Origin of the sequence: Clostridium tyrobutyricum, from assembly GCF_019144085.1 — a bacterium.
Lineage (GTDB): Bacteria > Bacillota > Clostridia > Clostridiales > Clostridiaceae > Clostridium_B > Clostridium_B tyrobutyricum_A.
In genome coordinates this window covers 14,830-26,429 of sequence record NZ_JAHHUY010000019.1, presented here as the reverse complement: position 1 = coordinate 26,429, position 11,600 = coordinate 14,830, and the positions used below count along the sequence as shown (strand labels likewise).

Annotated in this window: 10 protein-coding genes and 7 tRNA genes; 3 read left to right on the top strand and 14 right to left on the bottom strand. The window is 29.4% G+C overall.

What is annotated here, in order from left to right; all coding sequences use genetic code 11:
* Window positions 1-137: 137 nt before the first annotated feature.
* Window positions 138-1,124, top strand: coding sequence for a DnaD domain protein (locus tag KM800_RS09640; protein ID WP_217812890.1), 987 nt, complete (start codon window positions 138-140; stop codon window positions 1,122-1,124).
* Window positions 1,117-2,100, top strand: coding sequence for an ATP-binding protein (locus tag KM800_RS09635; protein WP_217812889.1), 984 nt, complete (start codon window positions 1,117-1,119; stop codon window positions 2,098-2,100). The genes KM800_RS09640 and KM800_RS09635 overlap by 8 nt, the downstream gene beginning before the upstream one ends.
* Before the next feature lie 39 nt (window positions 2,101-2,139).
* On the opposite strand, the gene anfO is transcribed toward KM800_RS09635, so the two are convergent.
* From anfO to KM800_RS09590, 9 genes are all read right to left on the bottom strand, one after another.
* Window positions 2,140-2,772, bottom strand: a complete 633-nt coding sequence (anfO, locus tag KM800_RS09630; protein WP_217812888.1) for a Fe-only nitrogenase accessory protein AnfO — start codon at window positions 2,770-2,772, stop codon at window positions 2,140-2,142.
* A gap of 197 nt (window positions 2,773-2,969) precedes the next feature.
* Window positions 2,970-3,045, bottom strand: a tRNA-Thr gene (locus KM800_RS09625).
* 3 nt (window positions 3,046-3,048) lie between these two features.
* Window positions 3,049-3,125 (bottom strand) — tRNA-Asp (locus tag KM800_RS09620).
* Window positions 3,126-3,131: 6 nt separating this feature from the next.
* A tRNA-Val gene (locus KM800_RS09615) sits at window positions 3,132-3,207 on the bottom strand.
* A 5-nt stretch (window positions 3,208-3,212) separates the two neighbouring features.
* Window positions 3,213-3,287 (bottom strand) — tRNA-Glu (locus tag KM800_RS09610).
* A gap of 47 nt (window positions 3,288-3,334) precedes the next feature.
* A tRNA-Asp gene (locus KM800_RS09605) sits at window positions 3,335-3,411 on the bottom strand.
* Window positions 3,412-3,417: 6 nt separating this feature from the next.
* Window positions 3,418-3,493, bottom strand: a tRNA-Val gene (locus KM800_RS09600).
* Between the two features lie 7 nt (window positions 3,494-3,500).
* Window positions 3,501-3,575 (bottom strand) — tRNA-Glu (locus tag KM800_RS09595).
* Window positions 3,576-3,704: 129 nt separating this feature from the next.
* Window positions 3,705-4,514, bottom strand: a complete 810-nt coding sequence (locus KM800_RS09590; protein WP_217812887.1) for a pyruvate, water dikinase regulatory protein — start codon at window positions 4,512-4,514, stop codon at window positions 3,705-3,707.
* A gap of 138 nt (window positions 4,515-4,652) precedes the next feature.
* On the opposite strand from KM800_RS09590, the gene KM800_RS09585 reads away from it, so the two are divergent.
* Window positions 4,653-5,882, top strand: coding sequence for an NAD(P)/FAD-dependent oxidoreductase (locus tag KM800_RS09585; RefSeq protein ID WP_217812886.1), 1,230 nt, complete (start codon window positions 4,653-4,655; stop codon window positions 5,880-5,882).
* 11 nt (window positions 5,883-5,893) lie between these two features.
* Here KM800_RS09585 and KM800_RS09580 read toward each other — a convergent pair whose 3' ends face one another.
* The 5 genes from KM800_RS09580 to KM800_RS09560 all read right to left on the bottom strand — a co-directional run bounded on the left by KM800_RS09580 (window position 5,894) and on the right by KM800_RS09560 (window position 11,586).
* Window positions 5,894-6,646 (bottom strand): acyl-[acyl-carrier-protein] thioesterase, encoded by a 753-nt coding sequence (locus KM800_RS09580; RefSeq protein WP_217812885.1) that lies wholly within the window; start codon window positions 6,644-6,646, stop codon window positions 5,894-5,896.
* Window positions 6,647-6,775: 129 nt separating this feature from the next.
* Window positions 6,776-8,062, bottom strand: a complete 1,287-nt coding sequence (locus KM800_RS09575; RefSeq protein ID WP_217812884.1) for an adenylosuccinate synthase — start codon at window positions 8,060-8,062, stop codon at window positions 6,776-6,778.
* A gap of 53 nt (window positions 8,063-8,115) precedes the next feature.
* Window positions 8,116-9,525, bottom strand: a complete 1,410-nt coding sequence (locus tag KM800_RS09570) for an NAD(P)/FAD-dependent oxidoreductase (protein ID WP_217812883.1) — start codon at window positions 9,523-9,525, stop codon at window positions 8,116-8,118.
* Between the two features lie 182 nt (window positions 9,526-9,707).
* Window positions 9,708-10,514, bottom strand: coding sequence for a homocitrate synthase (locus KM800_RS09565; RefSeq protein ID WP_217812882.1), 807 nt, complete (start codon window positions 10,512-10,514; stop codon window positions 9,708-9,710).
* 10 nt (window positions 10,515-10,524) lie between these two features.
* Entirely contained in the window at window positions 10,525-11,586 is a 1,062-nt protein-coding gene (locus tag KM800_RS09560; RefSeq protein ID WP_217812881.1) for a homocitrate synthase, read from the bottom strand.
* Window positions 11,587-11,600: the final 14 nt, after the last annotated feature.

Here is an 11,600-nt window from a genome sequence, read left to right as displayed (position 1 = left end):
ATATATTAAAAAATTTTAACTGTCAATTATGTCAAAATACATATGAAGTGTCATTGTTATAGTTCTCATATTTTGATATAATTAGTTATTAAGATCAATTATCAAAATATAATTTAATAAAAGGCAGGTATTAATGCATGAGTACTTTCGTATTTAAAGATAAAGATTCAAATTATACTCCTGTTAGCAACATCTTTATCGAGAGATTTATGCCAAAAGCCCGAGGAGAATTTGTAAAAGTTTATCTTCTAGGGCTAAAATATTGTAATTCCGGAGAAGTAGGAGTAAGTTCTGAAGTCATGGCAAGTGCACTGCATCTTTTAGAAACTGATGTTATAAATGCATGGAACTACTGGGATGATGAAAATGTAATAAAAATAGTCCCTGTAGATAAAATGGGTAATTACAGCATAAAGTTTCTGGACTTGTCTAAACCATTGGATGAACATAAATCAAATATAAATATAGCAGAAGAGTTAAATAAAAATTCTACTAAAGATATGCTGCAAGATATAGAAAAACTTCTTGGAAGATCTCTCTCATCTAAAGAAATAACCATATATATAAGTTGGATCAAGGATTATAATTTTTCTCCTGAAATTATACTGTTATTAATACAGTACTGTGTATTAAAAAGAAAAACCGACAGTCGATATATAGAAAAAATTGCCATATCATGGTTTGATGCCAAAATCAAAAATATAAATGATGCCCAAATTTTCATCAAAAAACATGAGGATAAATGGATAAATATACGAAAAATATTGAATTATTTAGGCATAAAAGACGGTGAAGTCATGAAACCTCAGGAAGATCTTTTAAGCAAATGGCTTAATGTATATAATTTTTCTGTAAATATAATTTTTAAAGCATGTGATATATGTTTTAAAAGAATTAACAAGGCAGATTTCAAATATATAGATGGAATACTTACAAGTTGGCATAAAGACAAAATAAAAACGCTTGATGATATTCAAGAAAAGGATAAAAGAAAAGTCAAATATATAAATAACAAGACTAAAAATAATTCTAATTCAAATAGCACTTTTAATAATTTTAAACAGAGAGACTATGATTTTAAAGATTTAGAAAAGAAACTATTAGGATGGGATAATAATGATTAAAGGATATCACTCTGATATTATGAGAATATATGAAAGAATTCAATCCGAAGAAAAAGAATCTTTACAAAAACGAAAAACCGAAATATCAAAAATTTTACCTGAAATTTCAAATATAGAAAAACAAATAGGACTTTATTCCGTTAAAATATCTATGGAACTACTAAAAAATAAAGAAAATACAGAAAAACATTTGAAAGAACTAAAAGAAAAAATTACGGAATTAAGAATAAAAAAATCAGAACTTCTTGTAGCCAATAATTATCCTATGGATTATTTGGAAATAAAGTATAAATGTCCTAAGTGCAGAGACACTGGTTTTATAGGTACTAAAAAATGCAGCTGTTATAAACAAAAATTAGTAAAACTTTACTATAAAAATTCTGACTTAATAAATATATTGAATAAAAACAATTTTGAAAATTATAATCCTGAATTATTCTCCTCGCAAAGAAGTGAAGAAGATCATAGAAGCCCTAGAAAAAATATAGAAGTTATAGCATCTAAGTCATGGAATTTTATTGAGAATTTTTCAAATTCAACTGAAAATTTACTTTTTTATGGAACTGCAGGTACCGGTAAAACTTTTATGTCAAATTGTATAGCAAAGGAACTTTTAGATAAAGGCTATTTAGTACTATATAGAACTTCAGAAATGTTGATTCAAAATTTAAGAACCATACGATTTGCGAATGATGAAAAGCTTAAAAATCTTCTCTTAAATTGTGATCTGTTAATAATAGATGATCTTGGATCTGAACAGATAACTGACTTTTCCAAAACTGAATTATTTAATATATTAAATATGAGATTATTAAAGCAAAAAAAAATGCTTATATCTACAAATTGTGAGTTGGAAAATATACTTAAAATGTATTCAGAAAGAATTTCATCAAGACTCCTAGGAAATTTTTCTTTATTTAAATTTTTTGGAGAAGACATACGAATAAAACAAAATATAAAGAGCAAGAGATTTTAAAAAATCTTTTGCTCTTTATATTTTGTCAATATCATCTTATTACTTGGGTGTAACAATTATTTTGAATTTATTTTTTTTCTTTTCTTGAATATCAAATTTTAAATTGAATGTATCAAATTCCTTTTTAAACCACATAGGAATATGACTGCAGTATATTATCAGCTTTGAAAATACAGTATTTTCAATAAATGGCATTAATGCCTGTTTACTGGTAATATCAGGATTTTTATTCTGCATTTCAACTAAATCCAAAGAATAATTACAACTTTCATCATCTTTAATAATCCATTGTTTAATATTATCTTTAGGTTTAATAGATTCTAATAATAATCTTTTATCCTCTGCTAATTCTCTTTTATATACATAATCCAAGCAATCATAAGGATTTCCATTTATCTCCCAAGAAGTAATACCATTCCTTTCTAAAATATTATATAAAATTCCAGAGACTTTTTCTGCTACAAAAATTTTACATTTTCCTAAATTCTCTACTAATTTTATTATATTACTTCTAAGTGAATTCATATCAGATATATTATTTATATCAAATTCTACTTTATCTTTAATGATCCAACTTTGATTTTTATTTATATATATATTAACTACACCAGATTGTAAAAAAGATCCTATTTCTCCACTATTATTCACTAATACTGCTATTTGATCTTTCATAATATCTTTATTAAGTTTATAAATTATAAGCTTAATAAATTCACCACCATTTCATAATACTATATTAAAATATAGTATGTATTTTTATTAAATTATAATATATTAGCAAAATTTTTTCAATATTTAATTATTTACAATTTAACAAAAAATAATTTTTGTATAAAAAAAGAAGTTTGCAGTAATACTGCAAACTTCTTTGGTGCTGACAGTAGGCATCGAACCCACGACCTACTGATTACAAGTCAGTTGCTCTACCAGCTGAGCTATGCCAGCAAATGGCGACTTAGATGGGGATCGAACCCACGACCTCCGGCGTGACAGGCCGGCACTCTAACCATCTGAGCTACTAAGCCATTATGTGGTGGGCACAACAGGGCTCGAACCTGTGACCCTCTGCTTGTAAGGCAGATGCTCTCCCAGCTGAGCTATGCGCCCACAAATGGTGACCCCTAGCAGACTTGAACTGCTGTTACCACCGTGAAAGGGTGGTGTCTTAACCGCTTGACCAAGGGGCCTTATTTAATTATATGTATTTATTATTACATTACTAAATAATAATAAATGGCGACTTAGATGGGGATCGAACCCACGACCTCCGGCGTGACAGGCCGGCACTCTAACCATCTGAGCTACTAAGCCACTATATGGTGGGCACAACAGGGCTCGAACCTGTGACCCTCTGCTTGTAAGGCAGATGCTCTCCCAGCTGAGCTATGCGCCCATATATATGGTGACCCCTAGCAGACTTGAACTGCTGTTACCACCGTGAAAGGGTGGTGTCTTAACCACTTGACCAAGGGGCCTTGCCGTCAGATCTTATCTCGCGACCTGACATAGTATATGATACAAAATATTTGCCCACGTGTCAACACTTTTTTTTATTTTTTATACAATTTAATTTATAAATTTCAATTTTCATGTTTTAAACTACATTATTCCATGTTCATATATCCTGCATAATCCATTATAATCAAAGCAGTATCTTCAATTGCTCTTTTAGTAACATCAATTACTTTACAACTTAATCTTTTCATAATTCTGTCAGCATAATCCAATTCCTGAAGTACTCTTTCTCCATCAGCATATTTAATATTATTATTAGTCGTATTGTAGCTATCCAATCTTCCCTTTCTTATTTCTATTAATCTTATTGGATCTATAGTAAGTGCTATTATCTTATGTCTATCTACCTCAAACAATTCCTTGGGAACAGGTATCTCAGGCATAAGAGGTATATTAATGGCCTTTATACCTTTATTAGCTAAATACATGCAAATAGGTGTTTTGGAAGTTCTCGACAATCCAATTAGTATAATATCAGCATATTTTATACCAGAATTATTTTTGCTATCATCATACTGCATTGCAAACTCCATAGCTTTTATTTTATCATAGTATTTAGAATCCATCTCCCAAACGGCACCAGGTCTGTAATCTGGTATTTTATTAAGTATTCTAGCTGCCATACTTATACATGGACCAAGTATATTATTTATAGCTATACCACTTTCTATACATCTTTGTGTCAAAAATTCTCTAACCTCAACTAAAATTATAGTAGATATAATCATTATATTTTTATGTTTTTCTAATCCACCTATAAAATCGTTAACATTTTCATAACTTTTAATATATGGTACTTTTATTACCTGTACACCGCCACAAAATTGACAAGCTACTGCTCTTGCCACCTGTTCTGCAGTTTCACCAATAGAATCAGATACCGCATATATCTTTAGCATACACATCACCTATCTTAAGATTTATATATCTATCAAATACTATTATAATATATTTAACTATATAATAGTTATTTAAATGCATTAAATTGAAATATACTGTATAATTAATTTTAATTTACACTAAGAGGTGATATTATTTTGTTTCACGATATTATTATAATTGGTGCTGGTGCATCCGGATTGATGGCAGCAATTACAGCTAAAAACAGCGGAAAAGATACTGCTGTATTGGAAGGAAATCATAGAATAGGCACAAAAATATTAACTACTGGAAATGGAAGATGTAATATAACAAATACAAATATTAGTTTAGATAGATATCACAGTACAAATAAATATTTTTTTAAAGATGTATTAAATAAATTTACATATAAAGATACCATTGACTTTTTTAGTGCACTAGGACTTCCTCTTACAAAATTAGAAGATGGAAGAATGTATCCCCTGTCTCTTCAAGCTTCATCTGTATTGGATATACTGAAGATGTCCATAAATGATAGACAAATTCCTGTGTATCTAGATTGTAAAGTAAAAGATATAATAAAAGAAAATCAGAATTTTAATATAATATGCAATAATAAAACATTTAAATGTAAAAAGATTATAATATGCACTGGTGGAAAATCCGCTGCCTATACTGGGTCTGACGGATCTGGATTTTTACTTTCCAAAAAACTTGGTCACAGCATAATATTACCTACCCCATCCTTGGTTCAATTAAAATTAAAACATAATAGGCTAAAAGCATTATCTGGAATAAAATTTAATGGTACTTGTGAAATATTCGCAGATAAAAAATCCCTAAAAAAGGAATATGGTGAAATACTTTTCACTGACTACGGCATATCAGGACCTCCTATACTACAAATAAGCGGAATAGCATCACGAAATTTAATCAATAAAAAAGAAGTATCTTTAAATATAGATTTATTTCCTAATTTAAATGAAAAACAGCTTATAGACTTTTTTGAGAATCATTGGGGTTTGCTTAATTACAGAAGTATTCATGATTCATTTATAGGTATTATAAACAAAAAATTAATACCTATTATTTTAAAAGAAGCTTCCATAGATAATATACATGAGCCTGTATTTCAACTCAATTGGAAAGAAAAAATAAAAATAATACATATTTTGAAATCATGGAAATTTTCTGTATATGATACTAATTCCTTTAGGAACTCACAAGTTACCTCTGGTGGAGTTAATACTTTTGAAGTAAATTCAAAAACTCTTGAGTCAACTAAGATTAAGAATCTATATTTTGCAGGAGAAGTTTTGGATGTGGACGGTGACTGTGGTGGATTCAATTTACAATGGTGCTGGAGTTCCGGCTTCATATCTGGCACTAGTGCTGCTGGTAATTAATACAGTCAGCACTATTTTTTATTTTTCCATATAGTTTTTATAACACATAGTTCTTTATTACTATTATCAGAAATCTTATGTAAGCCTATATATCCACAATCTGTTTTTTGGACTTTAGTAGAAGATTTTACATTTTCTCCATAGACAGCTTCTTTTTTATAAGTTATATTTAAGTTTTCCAATGAATACTTTAATACAATGTCTATAGGTATAGTCTCTATTGCCCAATCTACATATTTAACATTATTTACATGATTATTGGTGTCTATATCACTGTACCTTACATCAAAATGTCTTTCAGAGTCAAACTTTTCAGGTAAATGTACATTTTCTATTATAAGCGGCTTATTATCTTTTTCAGTAAGACCGTACATTTTGTAAATATCCTCGGTTATTCTCTTGGCTCTTCTCTTGTTTATATCTATAAGAAGCCATACTGAATTGGCACTACATATAATATTATTATTTTTATCAAAAACTTCAAAAGTTCTATAACCATAAAATTTCCTAAGAGAATATGAACTCGTTATTACTTTTATTTTTTCTCTAAACATAGGATATCTTTTAATCGTAATGTCCCACTTGTACAATACCCATGCTATACCTTTGTTTCTCATATAATCAAGTCCGCCGCCTATATCTTCAGATTGCTTTGTAGCTACATCATCAAAATAATTCATAAGACTAGTTATAAGTAATTGTTTCTTAAAATCCACTTCATAGTAATTAATTTCAAATTCTTTTTCCGAGACTACTTTATTCAAAATTTATTTCCTCCTTTTGGGGATTAGTATACTCTGATTTTAACATGAAAATTTTACACATACAATTATATAATACAAAAAACAACTATTAACATTTTTACTGTTAATAGTTGTTTAATCTTCATATATTTATATTTCAGATCTCTTTATAGTTTGGTCTCTTTCAGGACCTACAGATACTATTGATACTTTAGTACCTGTAAATTCTTCTATTCTACTTATATATTTTTTAGCGTTTTCTGGGAATGAATTATAATCTCTTGCATTTTTAATGTTTTCATCCCATCCATCAAATTCCTCATATACAGGCTCACATTTTGCCAGATCTTCAAGGCTTGCAGGTACATAATCTATAACTTTTCCATTAAATTTATATCCAACACATGCCTTTATTTTATCAAGTCCACCCAAAGTATCAATTTTGGTAACTGCAAAGCTTGTTAAACCTGAAATTCTGCTACTTGTCTTAAGTATTACCAGATCAAGCCAGCCGCATCTTCTTGCTCTTCCTGTAGTAACACCATATTCATGTCCCTGTTCTCTTATCCAGTTTCCTGTCTCATCATTCAATTCAGTTGGAAATGGTCCTTTTCCAACCCTTGTAGTATAAGCCTTTGCTATACCTACTGCTCCGTTTATCATTGTAGGTCCAATTCCTGAACCAATGCATACTCCTCCAGCAATAGTACTTGAAGATGTTACAAAAGGATATGTTCCGTAATCTATATCAAGTAAAGTACCTTGAGCCCCTTCAAAGAGTACATTTTTATTTGATTTTATGCAATCATATACTTCTACAGATATATCCTTGACAAAAGGAGCTAATTTTTCAGCATATACAGTATACTCCTTATATATTGAATCCAAATTCAGCTTTTCTCCTCCATATACTTTACTTATTATTTCATTTTTTATTTCTAAATTATTCTTTAGATTATTATAAAATACTTCTTTATGCATCAAATCACATACTCTTATACCGCTTCTTTCCATTTTGTCAGTATAACACGGTCCTATGCCTTTTCCTGTAGTTCCTATATCATTCTTTCCTCTTGATTTTTCTTTAATACCATCCAAAACTTTATGATAAGGCATAATAAGATGTGCCCTGTCACTGATTATAAGATTGTCTGCAGTTACATTAACTCCATTTTTTTTTAGATAATTTATTTCTTCAAAAAGTGCCTTTGGATCTAAAACTACACCATTACCTATTACATTCAATTTGTTTTTATACAATATTCCCGAAGGTATAAGATGAAGCTTATATTGTTTATCATCTACTTCAACAGTATGACCTGCATTATTCCCCCCCTGAAATCTAACTACTACATCTGCTTCTTTGGCAAGATAATCTGTCATTTTACCCTTGCCTTCATCTCCCCATTGAGCTCCTAAAACAATAAACGCTGACATAAAATTTCCTCCTCGTTATTTATATATCATAATCCATAACAAAATTCAAAAGTCTATTCCTTTTTAGAAATATCTCTTGCAACAACTATTCCTGTAGTAGATGCCTGCATAAGTCCTCTTGTAATACCAGCACCATCTCCTATAGTGTATAAATTCTCTATTTTAGTTTCGAAATTATTATTTGTTGCAAATTTGCTTGAATAAAATTTAACTTCCACACCATAAAGAAGTGTATTTTTACTGTAAAGACCAGGTGCTACTTTATCAAAAGCTTTAATTGACTCAACTATGGATGTCAAATGTCTTTGGGGCAGTACAAAACTCAAATCCCCAGGTACTGCAGACTTTAATGTTGGTACTGTGGTTGATTTTTTAAGTCTTGAATAGTTGGTTCTTCTCCCTTTCAATAAATCTCCAAGTCTTTGAACCATTATTCCTCCACCAGTTAGCATGTTGCCAAGTTCCGCAATATATTTTCCATAGGCTATTGGTCTATCAAAAGGCTCTGTAAATGATGTTGAAACAAGCATTGCAAAATTTGTATTATCTGTTCTTAATTTTTTTTCTGAATAACTGTGTCCATTTACAACAGCTATACTTCCATCATCATAGTGTTCTTCTGAAACTACTCCACCTGGATTCATGCAAAAAGTTCTAACTTTATTGTCAAAGGTATCTGAATAATATACTAATTTAGCTTCATATAGATCCTTTGTAAGATGATCCATTATAGAATTTGGTACTTCAACTCTAACTCCAATATCAACAGCGTTATTTACAGTTTTTAAGTTGAGTTTTTTAGACTCAGAAGCCCACCATTCTGCTCCCCCTCTTCCAGGAGCAACAACTACATACTTTGCTTCGATGCATTGAATTTCACCTTTTTTTTCAACTTTTACACCTTTTATTTTTCCATCTTTTTCAATAATTTTCTGAACGTTTGTAAGCTCACTAAACTCTGTATTTGTGTTTTCAATAAGATGATAATACATTTTTTTAAGTACATCATAGGCAAATTCTGTTCCCAAATGTCTTACAGGACATTCCACAAGCCTTATATTGTATTTACTTGATTCGTATTTTATTTTATCAATTTTTTCACTATTTAATCCATAAACAGTCTTATTTGCTCCAAAGCTTAAATATATATCGTCACAATATTTTATTAATTCTTTACACTCTTCTTCCGAGAAGTATTCTAAAATCCTTCCACCAACTTCTGGACTTAAAGAAAGCTTTCCATCAGAAAAAGCCCCTGCTCCTGACCAACCAAAAGTTATAGCACAAGGATTACATTTTAAACATTTTCCAGTTATTCTTTCTGGACATTTTCTATTCTCTATATTTCTACCTTTATCTACTATAAGTACATTTAGATTACTATTTAGTTTTGTAATCTCTAAAGCGGTAAATATACCAGCAGGACCCGCGCCAACTATTATAATATCATATTTTTCCTTCAAAACGCATCCCTCCTTCATTATGGTATCAGAACTCAACATTTCAGTCAATAAAAATACGAATGTTTTTTTAAAAACAAATATTAAAATTCGTAATAATTGGACAAATTATTTACAATACATAAATAATGCTGTAGATACAATGTGATCTACAGCATTATTTTCTAATTGAGTTGTATATTGTATTATGCATAATTAATTATTTCCCTGATTTGTTGTTCCATACCTACTAAATCATCAAAACTTCTATTAGAGGCCTTCTCTCCAGTTACTCCATCTAATATTTTTATGAATTTTAAGAAATCACAATTGCCAGCACGTTCACCAATACCTGTAACAGTGCAATTCACATATTTGGCTCCTGCTTCAATGGCTCCTAAAGAATTGGCAAGTGCCATTCCAAAATCATTATGTACATGAATTTCTATTTCTAATGGAACCTCCTGAATTAATTTTTTTAGATGATAGAAAATTTTTCTTGGATATAAGATTCCAACTGTATCTGCGTATCTAACTCTCTTTACTCCCATTTCAGATACAGTTATACATAATTCAATCAAAAAATTTATATCAGCTCTACTGGCATCCTCTAACCCTATGGTTACCTCATAGCCTTTATCTAATGTATATGCAATACATTTCCTTACATTATTTATAACCCAATCTCTATCCTTTCTTAATTTTGATTTAATCTGTAAATCTGATGAAGGAATGGATATGTGAATTATGTCTACACCACAATCTATAGAATCATCTATATCTTGAATATTCATTCTATTCCATGATGATATTTTACTGTTTAATCCAAGACTCATTATCTTTTTAATGCTCTCTTTTTCTTCTCCATCCATAGCTGCCACTCCAGCTTCTATCTGACCAACTCCCATTTCGTCTAAAATTTTGGCAATTTTAACTTTTTGATCCATATCTAAAGCTATACAGGCTTTCTGTTCACCATCTCTCAATGTAGTATCTACAATATTGATATCCATTTATATCACCTCATCTCAAACATGCATCCTTAAAATCATTATAAATTTGAACTAATTCTTTATCCAATATATTCCGCTTCAATCTAATACTGGTTTCTCTTACTTTATTTAAAAATTTATTTATATCCAGTTCATTACAATCTATATTAAGAGAATTAAGTCTCAATACTACTGCCTTTTTTCCCGAGTGTTTTCCAATATATATAGTCCGTTTTGATCCGATATCATCTGGATTATAAGGTTCATAGGTATGTGTATTTTTTTCTATTCCATCTACATGTATACCAGATTCACATTTAAAAATATCTTCTCCTATTACCGGCTTCATACAATATACCTTTTGACTAGTTAATTGTGTATATATTTTAGTCAGTTCTTGTATATACCTTAAATCTCCGGATACTATAGCTTGTTTTACAACCTTGATCCCTAATAGAACTTCTTCTAAAGAAGCAAATCCATAAATCTCTCCATTAAAAGCTGCTGTAACAAAATCAGTATCATCATTCAAGGCTTCTATACTTATTGAGGTAGCCATATAAAATTTATTATCTGCACAAAAACCTACATTTGCAGAAAATCTATCCTTTATCTGTTGAATCATTTTGCCCCATCCTGATAAATTATACTTTACAACATTTTTTATTCTTATAGAATCTATATTCAATTTACTAAATAATTTATTATCTGAATCACAAATTAATTTATCCAAAATTTTTATATCTACTTCAAGTATTATCTTTCTACCTTTTAATTTATCTAAAGTATCATTATCTAAAGAAAAAATTTTTTTATAATCTAAAATTACATATTTAAAATTACACATATAGTTATCTAAAAAATATATATGTGATATATCGTCCACTCTATATATATAATGTAATTTTTCAGGAAGAACTTTAATCTTATCCAAAGTGAATTTATTAACTTCAATTAAATCCACTCCTACTCTTTCCACCAACATCAAGAATTTTTCTAAGTGACTTTCATCAACTTTCTCTAATCTTTTCATTATTTCAGGTAAAGTTCTATCTATAATAAATTTTTTATTATTTTTTATTATAATGGACATATATATCACCTTCT